Below are 24,145 nucleotides of genomic sequence, written 5' to 3' on the forward strand. Positions count from 1 at the left end.
AAGGTGTGATTGTATTTTCAAGATGGGTGAAGCCTATGCCTATTTCGGTCAGACTCGATCCGGCGTTGGAGGCGCGGCTGGATCAGGAAGTCCGGCGCCTCGGCGTCACCAAGTCGGAATTCGTCAAGGATGCGCTTGAGCGGGTTTTAGGGCTCAAGAGCCCGGCAAGCCTGTTGCAACAGGTCAGGAGCGGCACTCCGACGGGCGTTCCAGCGTGTCGGAAGACGTCTCAGCCAAAGTGAAGGCCAAGTTGCGCGCGAAGCGTTCTGATTGATGCCGGTCCGCCAGTGTACCTTTTGCGGTGAGCGAAGCGCGTTTTCAGGAATGACTGGTTATCGGCAACTTGTGGTCGCACAACATCTGTCCCCACATTGAAATTCTTTTCGGTGCCACATTTGAAGAATCGCTAAAAAGCCTTCGCGAGAGTCAACGGGATCCAGTTAAAGCCTCGGATCGACCGGTTCCGACTCCAGCGCCAGCACGCCGAACACGCATTCGTGTACCCGCCTTAGCGGCTCTCCTGCGACGAAGCGTTCCAAAGCCTCCAGCCCCAATGCAAACTCCCGGACGGCCAGCGCCCGTTTGCCGGACAGGGCGCGTCTGCGTAGCCGCTGGAGATTGGCCGGTTGGGTATATTCCGGACCATAGATAATGCGCAGGTAATCCCGGCCGCGGCATTTCAGTGCCGGCTGAACCGGTTTGCCGGAAAGCTTCGGTATGAAGTCCACCGGTTTGACGACGATGCCTTCGCCCCCTTCATCGGTGAGTCCGAGCCACCAGTCCTCCAGACCTGCACGGGCAGCGTCGTCGCTCAGATCGATGATCCGGAACGGCGTGGCGAGCAGGAAGCCGTCGCCATGCCGGGAGAGGCGATGTAAAGTTTCCATGTGCCAGACATGGGTGCGGTCGGCGTGTACTTTGCCTTCGGAGGCGAGCAGATGGAAGGGCGCGAGGCGAATGTCGTCCAGCGAATGGACATGCCAGCAGCAGCGCCGGTAGGCATCGACGAAACGCTGGGCATCGCGGGCTCGTTCGGTATAGCGGTCTCGTAACGCCGAAACGTCGAGGCCCCGCGTTTCGGCGGCGGCGATCCATTCCAGGGCCGGACGCAACATCGCCTTACTGGCGGCCCCTACGGCACCGTATTGCCGGGTCAGCAATTCCTTGGCTTTGAGCGACCACGGCATCAGTTCGCAATCGAGAATGAACCAGTCGGTCTGGAACTCTTCCCAGAATCCTGCAGCGCTCAAGGCTTCGCCCAGACGATCGAGTACCCCCTTTTCCAAGTCGGGCTCGTTGAAGAAGCGCCGCCCGGTGCGGGTGTAAACGATACCCCGGCCTTCGCCGGCCACTCCGAAACGGCGCAAGACCGCCGCTTCATCCCGGGCAATCGCGACGACAGCACGGGAACCCATGTGCTTCTCCTCGCACACGACGGAACCGACACCGGCCTTACGATAATAGTCCAATGCCTCGCGCGGATGTTCCAGGAAGCCGTCGAGTTCGCTGGTCTCCGAGGGAGACATGGTGGGCGGCAGATAGACCAGCCAACGTGGGTCCGCCGCGAAGCGGGTCATGACTTCCAACGCCGCCGCGGCGTTTTCGGGGCGAGTCGTAACGGTATGTCCTAACCGCGGATGGAGAATGCGTTTGCCGGACACGTCGGCGTAATCGAGCAAATCGTCAGCCGCCTGTTGCAGTGAAAGTGTTTCGGTCTGAGCCGAAAGCAGCGGGCGAACCGGTTCGTAGTAGGTGGCCATCGCCGGCGCGGCGACCAGTTCCTTTTCCGGCCAGCGCAGGGCCGTCAGTTCGCCGCCGAACACGCACCCGGTGTCCAGGCACAAGGTGTTGTTGAACCATTCGGCGCGCGGTACCGGTGTATGCCCGTACACCACGGCGGCACGTCCGCGGTAATCGGCTGCCCAGTTGTAACGGACGGGTAGTCCATATTCGTCGGTTTCGCCGGTGGTCTCGCCGTACAGGGCGAACTCGCGAACCTTGCCGGACCCACGGCCGTGCATGGTTTCGGGAAGACCGGCGTGGGCAACCGCCAGCTTGCCCCCGTCAAATACGTAATGGCTGACCAGGCCGTCCAGGAATTTTGCGACCGTGTCCCGGAATTCCGGAGTTTCGCTTTCCAGTTGTGCCAGCGATTCAGCCAGGCCATGGGTCTTCTGGACCTGACGGCCGCGCAACGCCCTGGCCAGCTTCAAGTCGTGATTGCCGACTACGCAGTAGCCGTTGCCGTTTTCCACCGCCCCCATCGCCAACCGCAATACGTCGGGGATGTTGGGGCCGCGATCCACCAGATCTCCGACAAAAACCAGCTTGCGTCCTTGCGGATGAAATACGGCGATATTGTCGCCGTCGCGGCGCACTTCGTAACCCAAGCGGGTGAGCAGCTGCACCAGTTCGTCGTAACAGCCATGCACGTCGCCGATGATGTCGAACGGTCCCGTCTCGGTCTTGCGGTTGTTCCACAGGGGTTGACGGTGAATCTCCACGCTGTCGGCCTCTTCTGGAGTGCGCAGCCGGTACACGTAGCGGAAGCCTTCCCGTTCCAATCCGCGCAGCGAGCGGTTCAGGGCGGCGGCCTGATTGCGGACGACGTGGGGACCGAACGACCGGTCCGGCCGTTCGGCGTTGCGCTCATGGCAGACATGCTCCTGCATGGCCATGACGATGGCCACGGGCAAGCAGTGGTATTCCCTAGCGAGCACCACCAGAGGCTTGCGATCCTCGGCCCGGACGTTGGTGGCGTCCACGACCGCGAGACGTCCCCTTTTCAGGCGTTTGCCGACCACGTAATGAAGGATGTCGAAGGCATCGCCGGTCGCCGACTGGTCGTTTTCATCGTCGGCCACCAAACCCCGGCAGTAATCCGATGAAATCACCTCGGTGGACAGAAAATGCTTCCGGGCGAAGGTGGATTTACCGGATCCGCTTGGACCGATCAACACCACCAGGGACAATTCGGGAAGCGTGATCTTCATGCCGCCTCCCGCTCGAACACAGCCATTTGCGTCGGTGCACCCAACTCGGGGTCGATCTCGCCGATAGGTTGGAAACGCACTTGATAGCCATGATGGTCGGCCACGCGCCGGCCCCAGGACTGGAACTCCGTCCGCGTCCACTCGAACCGATGGTCGTGATGGCGCAATCGTCCCGCCGGGAGGGTTTCGTAGCGGATGTTGTATTCCACGTTAGGCGTGGTCACGATGGCGATGCGCGGCCGGGCACAGCCGAACAGCACTTTCTCGAAAGCTGCCAGACGCCCCAAGTCCAAGTGCTCGATCACTTCGATGGCCAAGGCGGCATCGAACCCTTCGATGCGCGCATCTCGGTAAGTCAGCCCGCCGTGAAGCAGCGTAATCCGATCCCGTACCCGCGGCGGCAACCGGTCCAGGTTCAGACGCTTCGCGGCGATTTCCAACGCGCGGATCGACACGTCGAGGCCGACCAGTCGGCCGATGCGACTGTCCTTCAACAACCGGGATAGCAACTTCGCCTCGCCACATCCCAAATCGACCACGGACTCTGCTTCGGCAGCATGCAGAACCTCCAACACGGCGCGAATACGAGCCTCATTGAGGGACAGGGGGGACTCGACCGCCGCCTCTTCCGAAGTGATGAAGGCCATATCGTTCACCGCCATATTTCCAACCTCCGTGACCGGACCATTCGGTTCGATGCCGTCGTCCTCTTCGGGCACATCGAGTCGGGAAAGGGCTTCCAGAGCCAGGCTGCGCTGGTGACGCAGATAGCGGCGGGCGATCAGTTCCTTCTCCGGGTGCGTGGCCAGCCAGCTTGCACCATGGCGCAGCAGTTTTTCCAGCTCATCCTGACCGACCCAGTAATGCTTCGTGTCGTCCAGGACCGGCAGCAGCACATACAAATGCGACAGGACGTTCTTGACGGTCGTGCAGGCGGCAAGGGTCAGCGCCACATAAGGACTGTCCCCCCACTCCGGGAAATGTTCGTCGAGGGGCAATCGGGTCGCTTCCACCTCATAGCCGAGCGGCTCGAATAGAGCGTGAATCAATCCGGTTTCTCCCCGGACCGATACGGCAGGCAGCTTTACATTCAGCGATAACCGTTGCTCCACCAGGTCCGGCCGGGCATTGCAGCGGCCCTGCAAGGCCGAGGAATACACCTCGCCGATGGCCACCGACAGGAATGAAGAAGCGGTATAGGGGCGATCGTTGACGTATTGGTCCAGCAGCCCGCGGCTTGCCTGCGTCTTGCCCCGCACCAGCCCCACCGGATCGACCGCCACCAACAAGCACGCGGTGCAGCGGTCGGGTGATGCCTCTGGATAAAACACGTGGGCCTCGCCGAAGCTGAGGGAAAACGTCTGCACCCTGTCCGGATGCTTATGCAGCAGAAATCCCAGATCCGTTGCGGGCGACTGGGTGTTGGTGAGGGTCAGGAGCATGAAGAGCTTCCATGGTGAGGGGCATGATCACATCCATCCATCAGGGCGGAAGCGGAAAACGTCGACGCCAAAATCGACCGTATCATCCGTGTAACGATGGAGTCAGCGATTTGAGTTTAGCACGCGAAAGTGCAGAACGAGGTTTCACGGGGGGGGCGACAGATTAAGGGCAACTTGAAAGGCAGGTATGCCTTTTACAACTGTCACTCAGATTTGGATCGTTGAGGTCCGCCCTTGACCAAATTTACAATTCGAACAGGGCTTCGTGAAGTCGACATTCTAGCTGGCTGATGCTCAAACGCGAACGGTAGAAATGGCCGTTAAGCAATCATTGGGCGCGCTATATATCTGTCCGGCGGCAGTTCGGCCGAAGCAGCCATTCGGCTCGCTCAATACCGCTTATTCATGAGCGTCCGCTTCCTTTGAGGCCGAGCGAGTGCTTCGTGCCAACCCCTGCGGTTCGACCATACGTGGACCCGATGGCGGCTTCCGAGCGGTCTTACGTACCCGCGCACCATTGGGCAAGTCTCGGCCGAAAGCGAGCGTTCGGCGCAAATTGGCAGGGACGTGGGCCGTGAGCCTCAAAGTGCCGCGAGCATTTCCACCAAAGCTCTGAGCCCGATCACTTCAACATCCGCCTTGATGGGATAGCGGTCGCTACCTCCATACACGACAATACGTCGATCCGGCCGCAGATCATCGCAGGCGATCTGGAAGCCTTTTTCCAACTTTGGAGACAGACCTCGCTTGATTTCGATAGCCCACAGGCCTTGGCCCGGCATCTCCAGTAGCAGATCGATCTCGGCGCCGACGGCGGTGCGGTAAAAGCTTGGCAGTGTTTGCTCCGGTGCAGCCGCGAGCAGATTTTCGATGACAAAACCTTCCCAACTCGCGCCAACAGCGGGATGGCCACTGAGCGCGTTATAGTCCGTCAACCCCAGCAGGGCATGGGCTATGCCGCTGTCTCGAAGATACACCTTTGGGGACTTGACCAGGCGTTTGCCAAGATTGGCGTGGAACGGCCGCAGGCGGCGGATCAGTAACAGATCGACCAGTAAATCGATGTAGCGTGTTACGGTTTGCGCGCTGATCATCAGGGAGGTGGCAAGGCGCGAGGCATTCAACAGGTCGCCCTGCTCATAGGCCAACATCGTCCACAGGCGCTCGAGGGTCTCCGCCGGTACCCGTGGACCGAATAGCGGAATTTCCCGCTCCAGATAGGAACGGATGAAATCCCTGCGCCAACGCAAGCTTTTCCGATCGTCCGCCGCGAGAAAGCTGTTGGGAAATCCACCCCGCACCCATAACCGAGCGACGTCTTCGCCATTGCCGGCCGAGGTTTCCAGAATATCGAATGGCCCCATATTGACGTAAGCGATCCGGCCCGCCAAGCTCTCGCCGGATTGGCGGAGCAAGCTCAGGGAGGCAGACCCCAGAATCAGGAAGCGCCCGGTTCGATAGCCGCTGCGGCGTCCCTCATCGATCAGTCCGCGCAGGCTCTGGAACAAATCCGGCATTCGATGGATCTCGTCCAGAACAACCATGCGGTCCCGGACGTTTCGCAGGAATAATTCCGGATCGGTCAATTTGGCGCGGTCTTCCCGTGACTCCAGATCCAGGTAGACGGAAGGACGCTCCTGCGCCAGGGTCAAGGCCAAGGTGGTCTTGCCGACCTGGCGGGGGCCTATCAAGGCGACGGCGGCCTGGTCGCTCAGGGCTTCTCTTACGATGGGCAGAATACGGCGAGCAATCATCCTTGCATATTATCCATCATGTGGATGATATACAAGGTTTGATAAACTATTGGCGAGCCATGATCTGACGAGATCAGTTGGATCGAAGCCGCTTTCTAGTCCCCAACAACTCAAACTCGCCTCCTACGACCGGTTCTTTCCCAACCGGGACACCATGCCGAAAGGCGGCTTCGGCAACAATACCTCGATCCTGGTGCATCGCAATGAACTGAAAATCGCGTTGGCGCCCGCCTCGATAGAGCCAAGCATGAGTTCAGATGGATTTCCGATAGCCACCGAAGTGCCCTATACGGCCAGAAACAGAGGTTGCTCTCACCGTCTGAAATTTGGCCTCAACGACCATTCGTCTTGACCGATACCGGTCGTTCACGAATGTCCCCTTCCTTCAAACTCGAGCGAGCAGTACGCGCCCTTAGGATACAGTCGAGTAAATTTCTTGAGAGACCGTGTATGGACCGGAAATTAAAGGGAAACCCGCCGCTCACGCTGTGGAGTGCCCAACTTTGCCGAATAGTCCCCTTTGTACTTGTAGGCACAAGATGGCCGCGGTTATGGCTAGCATCCAACGTCCACCCATCTCGTTAAAGATCATCCACGTCAACGTCAGGGGTTCATTGCGCACCACATGGGCCTGTTGCGCCATGTCCTGAAGCTGGATTTCCAGCGTTCCCAGCAATACAAAAGGGCCGGTGAGGCCGACGATGAATATCGACGTCGGCACACCCAATACCAGCAACACCGCGCGTTCGACCCAGCGCCGCGTGGGCCAGGCCATCAGGAGGGACCCTTCGATGACCACCGGAACCAGGGTATGCATCAGATGGGTTCCGGTCGTTACTGCCAGGCCCGCCGGAATCTGTTGGCCGCCGCCCAAGGGCAACGGCTGCAACAGCCAGGCTTCGAGCTGGATGAGGACATCGTGATTGTCCGCGACCAGTTTGAGCGACGGTGCGTATTCGGGGGCAACCGACAGGATGACGAACCGGAACAGCGGCAACATCAGTTCCGCCAAGGGTGCGCTGAGATAGATTCCCAAGGCCGACAATCCGAGCCAGGCCGCCACGGCTTTCGCGGAGAGCTTGAGCCAATCAGCGCGCTGCATCGGCGGATCGCAAGGCGCCCGCCGCCCACCCGGCGAAGAACAGGCAACCGATCACGATGATCAAGGTCGGCGCGAGATAGGTGTGGATCAACTGGAACCAGTCGCGATAATGGGCGATGACGAAATACAGCCCGCTGATCCGGATCAGGTTGAGGCCATACATCAACGAAACGCCCAAGCCGATCCCGATCCATTTGCGCGTGATCGTAGAAGGGAAAGCCAAGATGGCCGAGATCACCAGAAACAACGCGCCCGCGCCGTCGCAGCCTCGGACGATTTCCAGGTCGGCCTGTGGCGACACCAGCCGATTCTGAACAGCCGACACCCGTTCCGTGGGCGTGAGCAGATTGATCAGGTCCGCGCAAAGCGTACCCAATCCCCGGTGATACAGCTCTCTGAACACGTCATCGGGTATCTGGAAATAGGCGTAGTGGAACGCCCCATACCATCCGAGGAAGAGCAGCAGTTGAAGCCACCCGGGCGTATACATTGAACGTTTGTGAGACCGAAGCGTTGGCATAGGAAGCTTCATTAAAAACTACTCCATTGTTTTACAACGGCTGGGGATGAGTCATTCCAAGGATGCGTCTTACGTCATCAGGCTTGGTTTTGTAGCAACGAATCATCTGCTCACAGTAGTCGCCGACAGTCCGAATTACCAATGCGCCCGAGCTCAGCTGTTTTAAAGTTGGGCGATCGGCGACGTCATGGATGTCGTAATCCAGTGGGTCAAACTCGTTTGCCTTGAAATCCGAAACGAAGCTGGCCTTCAGGTCAACTCCGAAGACAGAATCAGGAGAAAGTGAAGCCGGCGCGACATTGAAGAGACGAGCAACTCTCATCAATGCGGACTCGCGAATTTTGCGTCTATTTCTTCCACGTTATTTTCTCGCTATTTACCACTGCCGAAAAACGAGGGCGCGAGTGGCTGCGGCTTCTAGAGCCCGTAGGCTGGGTTGGAGCGTTGCGAAAATCCGGCACCGCCGAGCCTTGAAACGCTGGGTTTCGTTCCGCAACCCAGTCTTCTACGCGGGCTTGGCGAACGGCAATGCCGATTGGCGACAAGACCATGACAATCAGACCCCAGACCGGGACGAACGGTACGTCCGCATCGGCGGCTGCTACCAAGGGGTCGCCACCGGTGTGATACTCGGCCAATTGGTGATGCCGTCCGTGCAGAGAATGCTTACGGTGGACTTGGTAGGGGATCGGGCGTTTTGGTCGGAGCCAACGATTGACGTAATCGGTTGTAATTGACCGTGCCGTTCGGATCGCCTTGTTCGGCGCTCAGTTTGAACAATTCGAGCGCTTTGACGATGTTTTTGGGAACGCCTTTGCCAAATTCGTAGGCCAATCCCAAATTGTTCTGCGCGGAGGAGTAACCTAAATCGACCGCGATCTGCCACAAACGAACCGCTTCGGCGGGATTCGCTTCGACACCCTGGCCGTTATCGTATGCCAATGCCAGATTGTTCAACGCATTGACCTGATTCTTTTCGGCCGCCATCCGAAACCATTTCACGGCTTCATGGTAATCCTTGTCGACACCAAAGCCGTTTTGGTAGGCCCAGCCGATATTGTTTTGAGAAATCGCATCGCCTTGCTCCGCCGCCTTCCGGTACCATTGCAAAGCCTTCTCGTAATTTACGGGTACGCCGACCCCATTGGTATAGGCGTGGCCCAGCGCGTGCTGGGCTTCTGCCAAGCCTTTATTGGCAGCCAACTCGTACCACTCGATGGCCCTTAGGTAGTGTACTTGGCCAAAGGCGCCGATACGGTAGAGGTTGCCCATGGCAAATTGAGCTTGAGGATATTCCTTGATGGCCGCCGACTTGATCAGGCGTAGCGCTTCTTGCGGGTTCTTATTGACCCCGACGCCTTCCGCATAAGCCACGCCCAGATAATACTCGGCTTCCGCGTTGCCGTTTTTCGCATGTTCCTGGATGATTCCCAGTGCTTGGGCATACTTGCCTTCGTTTAACAAACGCAAGGCCTCATCCAGGTTGCCCGCAAGCAGGGCAGGCGCGAAAAGGGACAAAAATAAGCTCAGTATTTTTCCATTCATCGAGTGCGTCCCAAAGTTCGGGGGAGAGTAAGTGTCTTTTGCCATAGATCGCTGGCGTCTACTGCACCGCATCCCAGCCGCAGAAGAAGGGAATCGAATACGATATCGCCTTTGAAATCGTCTCTGCCCCCGATTTCTGCGGTACATTTCTTTTCTTACACTCAATATCCTGGGTAAAAAAACTCATATTCTCCTGTCCGCATTCGATGAACAATGTCGAAAGGATTCACGACTACTCCTATTTCTGCTTTTTGATTTTCACCCTCCAACTTTCCGACGTGCCTAAACTCCTCGTTTATTTTCCAAATCGAAAGCGTCCTTCTCAAACTGATCGAGCTCGGTTTTTGATAGACCAAATCGTGTTGGTTCCAACCCACTCGGATCGACCGCCATAATCGGATTCCCCCCGACATAGGCATACAGGTTCAAGCCCCCACAAAACCGATGGGGTCCTCCGAGATGAACCGCCCGACCGTCGCATCGTAATACCGCGCCCGCATGTAGTACAGGTTCTGGCCCTCGGCCACCGACAAGAGCACCTTGCCTTGTTATGTTTCTTTGTGGCTTATGCAAGTTGTGCTGGAATTCGAATCAGTTTCCCAAAGTCAGTTTTCCAGATATCAAGTTCATAGAGGTTTCCGTCCTGATCGAGATTCAGTGAGGCAAGAACCTCGACGCCGTCCTCGTCCGTAAATTGACATTCACTTGCCCGTCTCCCAAATTTCCGATCTTCCACCTGCGATCCGTCAGGAAACAGTCGTAAGCTCCCCATGCCGCCGTCTTCCATCTCGGAAACTCTTAGTTTCGCCCGCCAATCTTCACTCAGCACACCGATCTGAGCTTTCGAGAGCAGAAATTCAAGAAGCCTAACTTCATCTTTTGATGGACTACGGAGCACCATGAATCCATTCTACGTTAAGGTCCAGCCGAGCCTTGAAACGCTGGGTTTCGTGCCTCAATCCAGCCTACGGGGCTTATAACTTCTGCCACAAACTCTCCTCTATGGTCACCAAGTCACGCTGCTCTCCTTTCACATACTTCAGATTGAAGCTATCAATGGATGATGGCCAAGGTTCGTCATAACTATAACCTTCAAGCATATCAAGAACTCCATCCTTAACATAAAGCAGAAAACCTGCCCCGCTCGGCAGATCTGGAATTTCTCCAATTACATCACCAAATTTAACGTCAAGCCCTACTGTGCGACGCACATCTTCAGGCACGGCCAAGGTCGTATAGAAGCCAAATCCCGTAAACTCGCGCTTTACTACTGTGCACCGTGCAAGTTGCTGTCGTAGCTGATTGAATAACGGAAAATCACCATCAAGCAGCTTCTCGAGTATTGCTTTCTCGAATCTAGATAGTTCATTTTTCATGGCACGAACGCGGTCCCAATCTTTACAGCTCCATCAACAATATTTCCTCGAACGGTAATGGTTTCAGTGCCAACTTTTACGGTCGTTTCAAAAACTCCCGTTAGCCCCTGAGAACGAACGGCGGATTCGGTCGCCTGCTGGATAGCATTGAAAGCCTTCTGTTGTGAGCCAAACTGGTTTACCACACCGCTCAAATTGTGTCGTTCTTGCCCAAAAATATGCTTCAACTTGTTAGGATCTACACCCCTCGCAACATCGTCTAAGTGCTTCGCCGCAGCTCCGCCCAGAATTCCCAACAAACTCCTGCCGCCGCTATACAGGAGCTTGGCCGCTGCGGCGCCGCCGCCAATCAGATCAAAGGGGCCAACCGTCGAAATCGCGCAGCCATTGCATTCCGTGGCCGCCAACCCGCTTGGGTCCACCAGATTGATGGGATTCCCCCCGACATAGGCATACAGGTTCAGTCCGCCGTCGAAGCCGATGGGGTCTTCGCTGATAAACCGCCCGACCGCCGCATCGTAATACCGCGCCCGCATGTAGTACAGGTTCTGGCCCTCGGCCATCACCGCGACCTGCCCCGCGTACTGGAACGGCTGGGGAACCGTTTCGGTCGCCGCCATCAGTCCGTAGGCTGGGTTGGAGCTTTGCGAAAACCCGGCACAGCCGAGCCGTGAAACGCTGGGTTTCGTGCCTCAACCCAGCCTACGCGGGCTTCACGTCGTAGCCATATTGCCGGGTTTTGTTTTCGGTGTCGTCATGACCAACCGGTGTATTCTGGAATGATGCACCTCTTTATGTCGGCAGCATTACACACATTTGCATTGGCGCATCTCACATGTTAGTTCACGCTAATGCGCCGTAATTTTGCCGAAGGCGTTCTGCATATTCTGGTGGAACAACCCGTTCACGAAAACAGTTTGGCATGGCAGTTTTCAGAGCCCATTCGACATCATGCCCTAAGCCATGTTGCACAGACTCTCGGCAACCTAAGATGCAAACTTCCAAGCTACGCTCACCCCAGACTGCCCATTTCCCTGACTGTGCCAGCCACACAACCTTCTCGGAGTTTGCTAACAAGGAGTCGGCTGGGCTCTCGTCAGGGTACTGGTTAAGCAAATTCCAATATTCGTCAGCTGACGCAGACACCGGAAGCACTGCCCAATTGAAGAAGCCAAACTCATTCTTGTAGTAATCTGTTGGATCGGGGTCGAGAACTGCTACGAGCAACGAAACATCACCACAAGAACGGCAGAGGGCCTGAATTGCAGGCCAAAACGTCGCAGACATTGCCCAATCAAACTCTTCAAAAGCGAAACGACTGAACCCCTCACGAAAAACTTGCTCGGGAAGTCTCGCTTCTATCCGACAACACTTTTCGACCTCCGCCTTGTACGCTGCAAAGGTTTGATCATCCGCGATAAACGTACTGGTCAGCATCACGGCGCTCCCTGTTCAAGTCGAATTTTTAGATCAATAGAACTGCTGCCGGGCTTGTAATAATCCGCAGTTGGGCTGCCGGTTGACTTAGCTCCGTCGCGCAAAATGTATTTCGCACCATCCTTCTCAAGGATGATGGCTTTGCCATCCTTGCTCACAGATCGCGTGAAACCCGAATCGATGAGATTTTTCTCAAACTCCGACTTCGTTACGTCGGTTGCTCGATTCGCGTAACGACTACCCGCACGAGTCACGTCATAATAAAGTGACGATGCTCCCTTAGCCAATCCATTAAGCAGATTGCTAACTTTACTAGTCGGTAAGGCAAAGCCTATAGCAATATCAAAAGCATCTTTTTGAAATTGAACGATTTGAGCTTGCGATAGGCGCGCTCCTTCGGAGGGACTTAGCCCGCTCGGATCGACCAGGGTAACCGGATTCCCCCCGACATAGGCATACAGGTTGAGTCCGCCGTCGAAGCCGATGGGGTCTTCCGAGATAAACCGCCCAACACTGGCATCGTAATACCGCGCCCGCATGTAGTACAGGTTCTGGCCCTCGGCCATCACCCCGACCTGCCCCGCGTACTGGAACGGCTGAGGAACGGTCTCGGTCGTCGCCATCAAGCGGCCGTAAGGATCGTAGGCATAGGTGTTGACCGTCTGTTGGCTGGCGTTGGTCAGCGCCACCGTGTGCCCGGTGCCGTCGAAGTGATAGACGTAAAGGGCGTTGGTTTGGGCGTCGACCAGCGCGGCGAGCCCCAGGCCGTGGATGTAGTACCGTTTGATGGTGTTGCTTTGGTCGGCTTCGGCGAGGAGATTGCCCGCGGCGTCGTAGACGTATTTCGTGACGGTGCCGTTCCGCGTCGCCCGGATCCGGTTGCCGACCCCGTCGTAGGTGTAGCTCGTGGTGCCGCGGCCGGTCAGGCGCTGGGCGGGGTCGAAGCTGAAGGTGGTCGCGCCGTTGCTTTGCAGCTGGCCCTCAAAGTCGTAGCTGTAGGGGGTGGCGGCGCCGTCGAGCTGGGTGCCGGTCAGCCGGGTCTTCGGCGTGTTGTAGCTGTAGGTCCGGGTGAGATTGATGAGCTGTTCCGGGAGCCTGGGTTCGGTCACCAGGGCCTTCGTGCGGTTGCCGTTGGCGTCGAGGGTGTATTGGTATTGAGCCAGGGTCTGGCCGTTGGCGGTGTGGGTCAGCTGGGTCAGGCGGTCGGCAGCGTCGTAGCCGTAGGTCGTCTGGCTGCCGTTGAACCGATTCGTTTGGGTCAGCCGGCCGGCGGCATCGTAGGTGTAGCTTTCGGTCTGGTTGAGCCCGTCGAGGGTGACGGTCTGCAGCCGGTTCAGGGCATCGTAGGTGTAGCTCACGGTCTGGTTGCCGGGATAGGTGAGCCGGGTGAGGTTGCCGGCGTCGTCGTAACCGTACCGGACCTCGAAGCCGTTGGGATCGGTGTGGGCGGTGAGGCGGCCGGCGGCATCATAGGTGTTGCTGGTCGTCCCGCTCGGATCGGTCATGCCGGTCAGGCGGTCCAGCGCGTCATAGGTGAAGCTGACCGTCTGGTTGCCGGGGTAGACGATCTGGGCGAGCTGGCCGCTTGGGGTGTAGCTCGTCGTGACGGTATCGCCGTTGCGGTCGGTGTGGCTATTGAGACGCCCGGCGTTGTCGTACCCCGAGGTGTTGAGCTTCCCTAAGGGATCGGTGCGCTGGATGAGCAGACTCCGTTTGTCGTACTGGAATTGGGTGACGGCCCCGGCCGGGTCGGTGAGGCTTAAGAGCCGGCCGATGGCGTCGTACTGGGTGGCGACAGCAGGATGCGTGCCGGTCTTCGCGGTGGCCGGATGGCCGTTGCCGTCGTAGGTGTAGTGGGTGACGGCGTTCTTGGCGTCGGTGCGGCTTTGTACCAAGCCGGCCGCGGTATAGGCCGTAGTAGTCTCTTGGCCCAAGGCGTTGCGCGCGGCGATGGGGTGGTGCTCGGCGTCATAGTCGATCTCGGCCGCGTGGCCCAGGGCGTCGGTGACCCGGATCAGGCGCTGCTGGGCATCGTAGGTGAAGCCGGTGGCCTGGTTCAAGGCGTTGACGGACTGGACCCGGTTGTGCTGGCCGTCGTAGCCGTGCTGGGTGACCTGGCCCAGGGGATCGGTCTGTTGGACGACATGACCCTGGCCGTCGTAGCGGGTCCGAACGATCTGGCCCAGGGCGTTTTCGACGGCGATCGTGCGGCCGGTGTCGTCATAGGTGTAGGTGGTGCGATGGCCCTCGGGGTCTTCCTCGGCCGACGACCGGCCGGTGTAGTGGAATCGGTACAGCGCGGAGCCGGTCTGCCGCGGAGAGGTCTGCTGGATGACCCGGTGGTGGTCGTCGTAGACGTTGCTGACGATGACGCTGTTGACCGGATCGGTCACCGTCACAATCTGGTGATTGGCGTCATAGCCGTATTGCCACAGCTGGTTCTCGGCATCGCGGAATTGGGTCAGGTCGTCGCCGGTGTAGCTGTAGCTGACGCTCCGGCCCTGGTTGTCGGCCACCTGGGTGAGCCGGCCGTTCGTGTAGGTCAGGGTCAAGGTGCGGTTGTAAGCGTCCTTGACCTGGGTCAGCCGATCGTTGCCGTCATAGGTGAAGCTTAAGGTATTGCCGTCGACGTCGGTCAGCCGCTGGATTCGGTTTTGAGCGTCGAAGGCCAGCACGGTGCCGAAGCGCTCCCTGAGTTCAAAGGTGCCGTCGGCCAGCTGGACCAGCTGGGTGGTGACGCCCGGCGGCGCCACGTAGCTGCCGTCCGGCAGCTGCCGGTAGCTCAAGGATCGGTCGCCGAGACGCACGCTGACGCTGGTGTCCAAGAGTTGATCGGTGGCCCACTGCGCGACCAGGGCGCCAACGGTCCAGGCTTGAAGACTCGGCTGGGTGGGCGCCATCAGGTCGCGGGTCACAACCGCGGCGACGATGAGGGCGGCGGCATCCCGGGGGCTCCTGAGGCCCAGGGCAGTCTTGACGTCGCTGTGCCGGCTGAGGCGGAGATGATAGCCGTGGGTCCAGCCACGGCCGAGGCCGGCGCTCGCCTGATTGACCTGCTGGCTGTTGTAGTAGCGGGCCAGGCTCAGGCCGCGCGCGCCTGCACCGCCCAGGCGGAGATCCGCGGCCTGGTTGAGGTAGGCGCCCGAGCCCAGATCGACCGGATCGGCGCCCTTGGGGGTCGGGACGTTCCCCGGCGGCACCTGCACCGGGGCGTAACTCGCCTGCGCCGCCGGCGTGCTCACGGGCCCCAGAAAGGAGCCGTAGCCGCCCTGCAGGCCGCCGCCGATGATCATCCCGAGGCTCCGCTGGCTGCCACTCACGCGGTAATCGATGTAGCCCTTGCCGTGCCAGGCGTTGAGCGCCACCTGGCCGTTTTGCGGCAGAATCAGCGTGGCGCCGGCGTTGACGGCCGTTTGCAGGTCGGCGAGATCGTTGGCGCTGTAGCCGCTCAGTTGGCCTTGAATACTGCCGAAATTGCCGCTGTTGGCCAGAAAGAACTTCTGCCCGCTCTGGTTGTTGAGGGCGAAGATCTTGACCGTGGACAGGGCCGCCTGCGCGGCGCCCTGCGATTGCTCCAGCACGCCGTGTTCCAGCGCGCTGGCGATCAGGCCGGATGCCTGGAAGGCGCCCGATACGGCGGTGCTGCTTTGCGGCAGGACCGGGGAGAACTGGGCCTTGACGTCTATGAAGTAGCCGTCCTCCTGGCCGACGATGCCGAAGCGGTGATGCTGAAGGATCCGGTGGTCGCTCACGGCGCCGAGCAGATCGGACGCCAGCTGGGTCTGCTGCATCCAGCCGAGGCCGATGACGTTGAGGGTTTCCGAGAGCACCTCGCGCGAGCCGTTCGCCGCCCCGTGCAGGGTGAGCTGGTCGAGGTAGCGTTGCCGCTCGGCCAAAAGGCTGCTGTCGCGGTCGCCGCCGAAGGCCGAGGCCAGCACGTAGGCGCCGGTCCGTTTCAACGTGAAGGTCGCGCATTGGTCCGCGAAACGGGCACCCGTGAAGCACGGGTTGCTGACGCTGGCGCTGTAGGGGTGGTCGACGGTCAGGGTCAGATGGGTCAGGTCGCCGGAGGGCGTGCCCTCGGACAGCAGCAGGGTGTCGTCGAGATACAGCTCGGCCACGGGGGTACTGACCACGGCGCCGGTCAAGGCCACGGTCTGCGAGCCGATGGAATTCCCCTGGTAGGTATAGTTGAAGGTCAGGCTGGCATTCTTGCGGCCCGCGCTCTGGCCGACGCCGGTGAACTTGACCTTGACCTGGACGCTGCCGTTGGCCGGAATGTTCTGCGTGCCGCCGCCCGAAACGAATTGGAAGGCGCCGGCGCCGGTGCCGGTGATCGTGCTGGTGACCTGGATGACCACCGAATTGGGATTGCCGGGCGTCCAGGTAAACGTCGGCCCGTCCTGGCCCGGCGCCACCGTGCCGAAATCGGTCGCGCCGGCCGGCGGCGGATCGATCGTGGCACTGTCGCCGGCATAGCTGAGACTCAGTTTTTTCCCGGCGATCTCGGGGATGTTCAGCGTCGTATCGAGGCCGCCGTGTTGCAGGCGGACGGTGTGGATGTAGCCGGAGGGAATGTCGGTCCAGGGGCTTTGAGTCGGGGTGCCGGGAAACGGCAGCGCAGCCGGCAGGCTGGCGCTGTCGTCCGGGAGGATGCCCAAACCGCCGGCGATGTCGCGGACCCGCGCATTAGGGTAGTTTTGCTGGAGCTGCGCGGCCAGTTGCGTGGTCAGCGTATTCAGCGCGTTGTCGAGGGCGCCGGCATCGAGGCTCTGGATGGAATGGCTGCCGGTGATGCCGCCGGCCGCGCTCAGTAACGCCGCCGGGTCGTAGCCCATGGCGGCCGCCAGATCGATGCCCGCCAGCTTGTCGCTCGGTTTGAACGCCGGGTCCAGGGCGACCGTGTTGCCGTTGATCGTCGCCACCACCCAGACCCGATCCAGCGTGAAGCTGGTCCCGTGGTTGACGGCCGGAATGCCGCCGGTGGCGATCATCGTGCCGATCACACCGGCATTGGCCTCGGTGCCCAGCCAATGGGCCAGGTCCAGGCCATCGGCGGCCGACACCGGGATGGTCATGCTGCCGTACTGGAACTGGGCGGTGAACCCGGCGGCCCGGAGCAGCGCCACCAGCAGGGCGGCCTGGTCGAAATCGTTGCCGCTGCGTTCCTTCAGCGTGAGGTAGGGGCCTTTCAGCGCGCCGTAATACGGCACGTAGGCGAAATGATTGCGGACGAACTGGTAAATGCGGCGCGGATCGTTGTCCAGGGCCGCCGCCAGCTGGCTGAACTCGGTGGCGGCCGGCACCAGGCCCTCCGCCGCCGCGGTGATCTCCGCGGCCGCGCGGGGCGCGGCGGTCGCGCCCAATAGGTGTTGCCGCTCAGCCTGCCGGTCGCGCTCCTGCGCCAGGGTCTGTTCGCGTTGGGCGACCACGCGTTCGGCCGATTCCGGCGAGACGAGCTTGGCGCGCTGGTCGATCCAGCCCTCGGGCGCGGCGAAAGGCTCTGCCGAGACCAGCCCAGCCAATGTGACGAACGCCACGAACGGCACCCAGAGGGCCATCGGGGCCACCCCGCTTCTTCTTGTTTCCGGCTTCATGTCAAAGGCCCCGGTTTTTCTGGTTCAGTCGAGCGGCGATGCGCCACAGCGCCACGGCCATCAGGAGCAAACCCTCGGCCGGCACCGCGGGCACGCTCGCATGGGCGGTGCCCGAGTTTTGCTGGTTTTGCAAGGGATCGGTATTGCCCTGATATTCAGCCAGGTTGGTGATCCCGTCGCCGTCGGTATCCTGCGCCGCATCGGCGGGATCGAGCGGGTTGAAACCGTACTGCGCTTCCCAGGCGTCGGGCATGCCGTCGCCGTCGTCGTCCGGGTCGGCGAAGTTGGCGATCAGATCGCCGTCGGTGTCCGGGCTGTTGCTGACCCCCTGGCTGGTAAAGTTGCCGGCCTCGTCGTACTGGAAGGCCAGCGCCGGGCCGTCGGACCGGGTTGCGCTCACGAGCCGGTTGAGGTCGTCATAGGCATAGTTGATTTCGACGGCACGAACGCTCGGCAAGGCCAGCCCTGACAGGAGACCCGCGCACAGCGCTAACCGAAGGTTCCGGTGGCGATCCGTGGACCGGCACTGGGGATTGAAGGCCAGGACGATTCGGTGAGATCGCCGTTCGGGCCCTGAAGAGGAGTGACGCGTTGCGCGCGTGTCTCGTTCCATAACGCCTTACCTTAAGTTTTTGAACCGGTATTTCGAGGCGCCATGGCAAAACAAGGGCGACTAGGCCCAACCCCCCATAAAACGCATCGTTTAAGTTTTGTGTGAATCGCCGGTCGACGAAGGCGGCGATATCGTTACCGGGGTTGACCCCTCCGGCCGATACCCCTTGTCCGTTGAACCGCGGCGGACGGCGCTCGTACGGTTCCCACCGTTCGGTTGCGTCCGTCACCCGCAATTGCGCCAAATTCACCGCTAAAGGCGATCTTAAAAGTCGCCGCGTTACAGGGTTGTGTCAGTGGATGGTGAATATTCACATCCATTGCTGTGACATAGTTCACTGATTTTTCCCAGGCGTTTTGGCTTCCGCGCATGGGAATACGTCGCTCTTTCCTAGAAGTAGCCTGTGTATCTGATGGCCCACGGGCTGGTCGTGGCCGTTACCACTCCCATCTTTTGATGATTGTGTCCGCCAGTCGAGGCAATCATATTTGCAAATAATCCCGGTCCGCGGCGAAGGATTGCAGGCCAGCCCGATGGATTGCAGGTTCTCGGGTTTTCCATTGCAGGTCACTACAGTTAGAGTCGATTCTGCCGGCCGAATTCGCCGCCCGCATCAAGCGCGTCGGCATCGTCAACGCGATGGACGACGAAAACTTCGCGGCGGCCGTCAAGGCGACCGGACGCAAGAAATTCATCATCGCCGGCGTCACAACGATGTGTGCACGGTCTTCCCGGCATTGAGCCTGGTACGCGAGGGCTATGAGGTTCAGGTCATCGCCGATGCCGGCGGTTCGCCGAGCCAGATCGGCGACGACATGGCTCTGCGCCGCATGGAGAAGAACGGCGTCACGCTGTCCAGCACGAACCAGGTGATCGCGGAACTTGCGGGCAACTGGAGCACCCCCGAAGGGAGCGCGATCGTGCAGCAGGTGGTGATGCCGGCCCTACAAGGCTGAGGGAGACGAACAACGCTTACTCAGCGGGGGATGTTGGTAGTTGACCTGGATCAGTGCGCCGAACGTCCCGGCGCCCCCTGAGGTGACTTGGCTACATCATCACCGTTTCCTGCCTTCTCACGCGCAAGGTCGGAGGCTATTTGGGCCAGCCCGCCCATGAAGAATCGTTTGAAGTGCTCAATGGCAGCGTCCGGTTGATTGGCGATAGCCTCTTGTGGTGCCGCGTGTTCCAGCATTTTGGAGCTCCCGAGCAGAAGCAGGGCGAACGGCGCGATGATGGCGAGTCTGCTGCGCGCGACCGCAGGGTGGTCGGGATGTACCCCTAGAATCTCGCTGATGAACGCGGTGGCGATTTGCATTTTGGGGAGGAGTTCCCTCTCCAGGAGGATTGGAAACGCGGTGGAGGGGTGGAGTATTTCCCGACCCAGCACGCGCAGGGCCCAGTTGGAAGACATCGGACCAAGAACCGCCCGTAGCATGCCGTCGATGAAGACGCTCAGCTTGTCTTCCGGACGCCCCGGGGCTTCGGAGATCTTCTTCAGGAACTCCAAATCCATCAACCGGTGATGGGCCTCCACTAGGACTTCGGCGTAAAGGCCATCTATGCCGCGGAAGTAGTAATTCACCGCTGCCGAATTGACTCCTGCTCGTTCGGCGATTTCCTTGCCGGTGGCGTAGGCAACCCCTTTTTCGGCAAATACCTCGCCTGCAGCCTCGAGGATCTGCCACCTTGTGGCTACGCCATCGTCCCGGTGACCGGGCAATTTTCGATTTCGCTTCTCTTGTTTCATGGAAAGAGCATACCGGGAAAAGCATGTCTTATGAACGTAAATTTAAATTTCAAATTCGAATTTGACAAAAGTGGTGGCTGCACCCATTCTTATGCCATGAACACGAAAGCTCGCATCATCATTCCGACAGCTCTCATCCTGGTAACTCTAGGCGGCGGATGGTGGCATATCCATCGCCCTTCCGCAGAGGGCTTGCTGACCGTGTACGGCAACATCGACTTTCGCCAAGCCTCCGTACCGTTTAATGGAACCGAGCGAATCACCGAGATCCTAGCGGAAGAAGGCGATGTGGTCCGCAAAGGGCAGGTGCTGGCCCGCATGGATACCAGCCGGCTGGTGCCCCAATCGATCCAGATCGAGTCCGCGGTAGATGCTCAGAAAGCGGTCGTGGAGCGCCTCCGAAACGGCAGCAGGCCGGAGGAGATCGAACAGGCTCGGGCGAACCTGGTATCCGCCAAGGCAGACGCCGACAACGCCAAGGCTCTCTACCGGCGGCGGAAAAATCTGGTGTCGAGTGCGGCCATCAGCAAGCAGGATTTCGATGCGGCAAAGTCGGCCGCCGATGTGGCGGCCGCGAAGGTGGAGGTTACTGAGAAGGCACTCAGGCTCGCGGTCATCGGACCACGCCTGGAAGACATCGCCCAGGCCGAAGCCCAGCTCAAGGGCTACGAGGCGCAGCTGGCACTGATTCGCCGGCAATTGGCCGACGCCGAGTTGCGGGCACCCTTCGACGCCGTGATCCAGTCGCGGCTGATGGAGCCGGGAGAGATGGCGTCCCCGACGAAACCGGTGTTCTCATTGGCCACCATCGGGACAAAATGGGTGCGGGCGTACGTTCCCGAGCCGGAGCTCGGGCATGTGCATTCCGGATCCCGCGCGAAAATCCTGGTCGACAGTCTTCCCGATCATCCGATCGAGGGTTGGGTCGGCTTCATCTCGCCGGTCGCGGAGTTCACGCCGAAAACGGTGCAGACCGAAGACCTGCGCGCCAGCCTGGTTTACGAAATCCGGGTGTTCGTCGAAGATCCCCAGAACGTGTTGCGCCTGGGCATGCCGGCAACAGTGAAGATTCCGCCGGATGCAGACGGACCTGCCCGCGACCGGGCACGGCAATGAGCCTGCAAGGCCTGACGCATCCGGTGGAAATTCGCGGGGTTCACAAGACATTCCGCCGTGAAACGGGCGAGACCGTCAAGGCCATCGACGACGTTTCCTTTGCGGCACGGCATAAGACCCTCACTGCGCTGGTCGGTCCCGACGGAGGCGGCAAGACGACCCTCCTGCGGATGCTTGCCGGCCTGGTTTTCGCCGACAGTGGAACGGTACGGGTTCGGGGCATCGACGCCTCGTCCGACCCGCAGGCCATACAGGACCGCATCGGCTATATGCCCCAGCGGTTCGGCCTCTACGAAGATCTGACCGTCCAGCAAAATCTGGATCTGTATGCCGAACTGCACGGCATCAGCCCAGCGGCGCGCATGGCGGTCTATCCCCGCCTGCTGCAGATGACCGCCCTCGGCCCGTTCACCGGTCGCTTGGCGGGAGCGCTCTCCGGCGGCATGAAACAGAAACTGGGCCTCGCCTGCACTTTGGTCCGTTCGCCCGACCTGTTGTTGCTGGACGAACCGACCGTGGGCGTCGACCCGTTGTCCCGCCGAGAGTTGTGGGAAATCGTGCGGCGTCTGGTGCGTGAGGAGGCGTTGACGGTCATCGTCAGCACTTCCTATCTCGACGAGGCCGCGTTCTGCGACCATGCCGTGGTCCTGCATCAAGGCAAAGTGCTCGCGGAAGGGACACCGGAGGAGATCACCTCTCGGGCGGAAGGGCGCGTGTTTTTCGCCACCTCCTCCGAGGGCTCCACGGCCCGCTCTCTGCAGGCACGCCTGTTCAAGCATCCAGGTGTGGCGGACGCCGTACCCGAGGCGGGGAAGGTTCGGGTCGTTACCCGCTCGTCGCGCGTCCCTCAAGATGATGGCGGAGAGGGCGGCCTCGAGTTTGAACCCGCAGCCCCGCGCTTCGAAGACGGCTTCATGGCGCTGTTCCGAGCCGCGGTCGGCGAGATCCATTCCCCATCCATCACGCTGGGCCGCCGTCCCAGCGAGGCGGTCGGCGTTCCTTCCGTGGAAGTTCTCGATCTGGTTCGGACCTTCGGCGACTTCGTCGCCGTGAACCATGTGTCCTTTCAGGTACGGCGCGGGGAAATCTACGGACTGTTGGGGCCGAACGGGGCGGGCAAGAGCACCACCTTCCGCATGCTATGCGGGCTGATCCCGGCCACTGGCGGGCGCCTCCGGGTAGCGGGGGCCGATTTGAGGACCGCCCGTGCCGAGGCACGGGCGAAACTGGGCTACGTCGCTCAGAAATTCTCGCTCTACGGCGACCTTTCCGTGGATGAGAACCTGGATTTCTTCGCGAGCGCCTATGGTCTGCGCGGTTCCAGAAAACGCGACCGCATCGCCTGGGCGAAAGACCAGTTCGATCTCGGCCCGATGTCGGCCTTGCCGGGCGGAAAGCTGCCGGGGGGGTACAAACAGCGGCTGGCGATGGCCACGGCGCTGCTGCATGAACCGGAAATCCTGTTTCTGGATGAGGCGACCAGCGGTGCCGATCCTCTGGCTCGCCGCGAGTTTTGGGGCCGGATCACGGCCCTGTCGGAACAGGGGGTGACCGTCGTCGTCACGACCCACTTCATGGAAGAGGCCGAATATTGCGACCGTGTGATCATCATGGATGGCGGCATCGCCCTGGCGGAAGGCTCGCCGGCGGCGATCCGCGCCCAGGGGGAGCCCCGAAGTGGGCAGCTGCCCACCATGGAGGATGCCTTTATTGCCATCGTCGAGCAATCCCGGCACAGCGTAGGGAAGGCGGCGCAATGACCGGCCAGGAGCTGATGGCGCGAAGCCGTGCCCGGCGGGTATGGGCATTGATCCGCAAGGAAACCTGGCAGATCCTCCGGGACCCCAGCGCCATCGCCATCGGCGTCGTCCTGCCGATCGTGATGTTGATCCTGTTCGGCTACGGGCTTTCCTTCGATCTCAAGCATCTCCCCGTCGCAGTCGTCGTCGAGCACGCTTCCGAAGAGACCTCCGCCGTCAGCGCGGCGCTGAGCCTTTCGAGCTATTTCCGGGTACACCCGGTCAATACCATGGCCGAGGCGGCGAGGCTGATGACCGAGCATCAAGTCAGCGCCGTCGTTCGCTTTCCGCCCCATTTCGCACGGGATGTGGCGCGCGGCGAAGCCGATCTGTTGGTGGCGGTCAACGCGACGGACGCCAACACCGCCCGCATCGCGATCAGTTACGCAAGGGGCGCGGTAGCGACCTGGCTGGCTCGCGAGATCGCCGAAGGCCGCGCCGCTGCAGGCGGCTCTGCTATCGCCATCGAGGGCCGGCTGTGGTTCAACGAGGCCAACGAGAGTTCCTGGTTCCTGGTTCCGGGCCTGATCGTCCTGATCATGACCTTGATCGGAGCCTTGCTGACCTCCCTGGTCATCGCCCGGGAATGGGAGCGCGGCACCTTCGAGGCGCTGTTCGCGACCCCCGTTCGTCCCGTCGAAATCCTGCTGAGCAAAACCGTGCCCTATTTCGTCATGGGCATGTTCGGGCTCGTCCTTGCGGTTGCCGGCAGCCAGTTTTTGTTCGCCGTCCCCTTGCGTGGGTCGCTTTGGCTGCTGGTGCTGGTCTCCTCGCTCTACCTGCTGGTGGCGCTCGGTATGGGACTGGTGATTTCGTCGGCGACCAAGAGCCAATTTCTCGCCAGCCAGATCACCTTTCTGGTGACCTTCCTGCCAGCGACCCTGCTGTCGGGCTTCATCTTCGACATCCGCAGCATGTCCTGGGGCGCCCAGATCGTGACCAGCATCTTTCCTGCCCGCTATTTCGTCAGCTCGCTGCAGACCCTGTTTCTGGCCGGGGACGTGTGGCCCATCATCCTGCCCAACGCGCTCGTCCTCGCCGGCATGGCCGCACTGCTCATGGCCATGGCCGCCAAGGCGACCCGCAAGCGCATCGACTGAGGTT

19 protein-coding genes and 2 pseudogenes are annotated in these 24,145 nt (G+C 60.3%); 6 read left to right on the forward strand and 15 right to left on the reverse strand.

Annotation, left to right across the window (positions count from 1 at the left end; all coding sequences use genetic code 11):
- Positions 1-35 precede the first annotated feature (35 nt).
- The gene (locus ACR2TX_RS10350) at positions 36-242 is read left to right on the forward strand and encodes a ribbon-helix-helix protein, CopG family (RefSeq protein ID WP_077732441.1); all 207 of its coding nucleotides are present in this window, start codon (positions 36-38) and stop codon (positions 240-242) included.
- A gap of 198 nt (positions 243-440) precedes the next feature.
- Here ACR2TX_RS10350 and ACR2TX_RS10355 read toward each other — a convergent pair whose 3' ends face one another.
- From ACR2TX_RS10355 to ACR2TX_RS10365, 3 genes are all read right to left on the reverse strand, one after another.
- Complete coding sequence (locus ACR2TX_RS10355) at positions 441-2,993, reverse strand: polynucleotide kinase-phosphatase (protein WP_434111511.1); 2,553 nt, start codon at positions 2,991-2,993, stop codon at positions 441-443.
- On the reverse strand, positions 2,990-4,435 hold the full coding sequence (locus ACR2TX_RS10360; RefSeq protein WP_077732625.1) for a 3' terminal RNA ribose 2'-O-methyltransferase Hen1: 1,446 nt from the start codon (positions 4,433-4,435) through the stop codon (positions 2,990-2,992). The genes ACR2TX_RS10355 and ACR2TX_RS10360 overlap by 4 nt, the downstream gene beginning before the upstream one ends.
- Before the next feature lie 581 nt (positions 4,436-5,016).
- Entirely contained in the window at positions 5,017-6,189 is a 1,173-nt protein-coding gene (locus ACR2TX_RS10365) for an ATP-binding protein (RefSeq protein ID WP_077732626.1), read from the reverse strand.
- A gap of 49 nt (positions 6,190-6,238) precedes the next feature.
- Here ACR2TX_RS10365 and ACR2TX_RS10370 point away from each other — a divergent pair.
- A pseudogene (locus ACR2TX_RS10370) lies at positions 6,239-6,367 on the forward strand (TOTE conflict system archaeo-eukaryotic primase domain-containing protein); the annotation flags it as partial.
- A gap of 303 nt (positions 6,368-6,670) precedes the next feature.
- Here the strand turns inward: ACR2TX_RS10370 and ACR2TX_RS10375 are convergent.
- The 11 genes from ACR2TX_RS10375 to ACR2TX_RS10425 form a co-directional block, all read right to left on the reverse strand.
- A complete protein-coding gene (locus ACR2TX_RS10375) occupies positions 6,671-7,291 on the reverse strand; it encodes a hypothetical protein (RefSeq protein ID WP_077732627.1) in 621 nt (206 codons plus the stop codon).
- Positions 7,278-7,781, reverse strand: coding sequence for an exosortase family protein XrtM (gene xrtM, locus ACR2TX_RS10380; protein WP_240502664.1), 504 nt, complete (start codon positions 7,779-7,781; stop codon positions 7,278-7,280). Before xrtM ends, ACR2TX_RS10375 begins: the two co-directional genes overlap by 14 nt.
- A gap of 61 nt (positions 7,782-7,842) precedes the next feature.
- Positions 7,843-8,133 carry a hypothetical protein gene (locus ACR2TX_RS10385; RefSeq protein ID WP_077732628.1) on the reverse strand — a complete coding sequence of 97 codons (291 nt, stop codon included), beginning with the start codon at positions 8,131-8,133 and terminating at the stop codon, positions 7,843-7,845.
- A gap of 344 nt (positions 8,134-8,477) precedes the next feature.
- Positions 8,478-9,356, reverse strand: a complete 879-nt coding sequence (locus tag ACR2TX_RS10390) for a tetratricopeptide repeat protein (protein ID WP_168175544.1) — start codon at positions 9,354-9,356, stop codon at positions 8,478-8,480.
- Between the two features lie 425 nt (positions 9,357-9,781).
- Positions 9,782-9,856, reverse strand: coding sequence for a hypothetical protein (locus ACR2TX_RS10395; protein ID WP_434132454.1), 75 nt, complete (start codon positions 9,854-9,856; stop codon positions 9,782-9,784).
- Positions 9,857-9,921: 65 nt separating this feature from the next.
- Positions 9,922-10,257, reverse strand: coding sequence for a DUF6984 family protein (locus ACR2TX_RS10400; RefSeq protein ID WP_077732631.1), 336 nt, complete (start codon positions 10,255-10,257; stop codon positions 9,922-9,924).
- 73 nt (positions 10,258-10,330) lie between these two features.
- Entirely contained in the window at positions 10,331-10,732 is a 402-nt protein-coding gene (locus ACR2TX_RS10405; RefSeq protein WP_077732632.1) for a hypothetical protein, read from the reverse strand.
- The gene (locus ACR2TX_RS10410; RefSeq protein WP_077732633.1) at positions 10,729-11,352 is read right to left on the reverse strand and encodes an RHS repeat-associated core domain-containing protein; all 624 of its coding nucleotides are present in this window, start codon (positions 11,350-11,352) and stop codon (positions 10,729-10,731) included. Before ACR2TX_RS10410 ends, ACR2TX_RS10405 begins: the two co-directional genes overlap by 4 nt.
- 223 nt (positions 11,353-11,575) lie before the next feature.
- Positions 11,576-12,169, reverse strand: a complete 594-nt coding sequence (locus ACR2TX_RS10415; RefSeq protein ID WP_077732634.1) for a hypothetical protein — start codon at positions 12,167-12,169, stop codon at positions 11,576-11,578.
- The gene (locus ACR2TX_RS10420; RefSeq protein WP_434132087.1) at positions 12,169-17,766 is read right to left on the reverse strand and encodes an RHS repeat-associated core domain-containing protein; all 5,598 of its coding nucleotides are present in this window, start codon (positions 17,764-17,766) and stop codon (positions 12,169-12,171) included. The genes ACR2TX_RS10415 and ACR2TX_RS10420 overlap by 1 nt, the downstream gene beginning before the upstream one ends.
- A gap of 1 nt (position 17,767) precedes the next feature.
- Positions 17,768-18,223 carry an RHS repeat protein gene (locus ACR2TX_RS10425; RefSeq protein ID WP_168175545.1) on the reverse strand — a complete coding sequence of 152 codons (456 nt, stop codon included), beginning with the start codon at positions 18,221-18,223 and terminating at the stop codon, positions 17,768-17,770.
- Positions 18,224-18,952: 729 nt separating this feature from the next.
- Here ACR2TX_RS10425 and ACR2TX_RS10430 point away from each other — a divergent pair.
- Positions 18,953-19,335 (forward strand): annotated as a pseudogene (locus tag ACR2TX_RS10430) (isochorismatase family protein); the annotation flags it as partial.
- 50 nt (positions 19,336-19,385) lie between these two features.
- Here ACR2TX_RS10430 and ACR2TX_RS10435 read toward each other — a convergent pair.
- Positions 19,386-20,126 (reverse strand): TetR/AcrR family transcriptional regulator, encoded by a 741-nt coding sequence (locus tag ACR2TX_RS10435; protein ID WP_434132089.1) that lies wholly within the window; start codon positions 20,124-20,126, stop codon positions 19,386-19,388.
- Positions 20,127-20,222: 96 nt separating this feature from the next.
- Here ACR2TX_RS10435 and ACR2TX_RS10440 point away from each other — a divergent pair, with 96 nt between their 5' ends.
- Genes ACR2TX_RS10440 through ACR2TX_RS10450 form a run of 3 tightly spaced genes read left to right on the forward strand, consistent with a single transcriptional unit; the run spans position 20,223 to position 24,141 of the window.
- A complete protein-coding gene (locus ACR2TX_RS10440) occupies positions 20,223-21,242 on the forward strand; it encodes an efflux RND transporter periplasmic adaptor subunit (protein ID WP_077732652.1) in 1,020 nt (339 codons plus the stop codon).
- Positions 21,239-23,002 carry an ATP-binding cassette domain-containing protein gene (locus ACR2TX_RS10445; protein ID WP_077732638.1) on the forward strand — a complete coding sequence of 588 codons (1,764 nt, stop codon included), beginning with the start codon at positions 21,239-21,241 and terminating at the stop codon, positions 23,000-23,002. Before ACR2TX_RS10440 ends, ACR2TX_RS10445 begins: the two co-directional genes overlap by 4 nt.
- Positions 22,999-24,141 (forward strand): ABC transporter permease, encoded by a 1,143-nt coding sequence (locus tag ACR2TX_RS10450; protein WP_077732639.1) that lies wholly within the window; start codon positions 22,999-23,001, stop codon positions 24,139-24,141. The genes ACR2TX_RS10445 and ACR2TX_RS10450 overlap by 4 nt, the downstream gene beginning before the upstream one ends.
- The last annotated feature ends 4 nt before the right edge of the window (positions 24,142-24,145 follow it).

It is taken from the genome of Methylocaldum sp. GT1BB (assembly GCF_051027545.1).
Lineage (GTDB): Bacteria > Pseudomonadota > Gammaproteobacteria > Methylococcales > Methylococcaceae > Methylocaldum.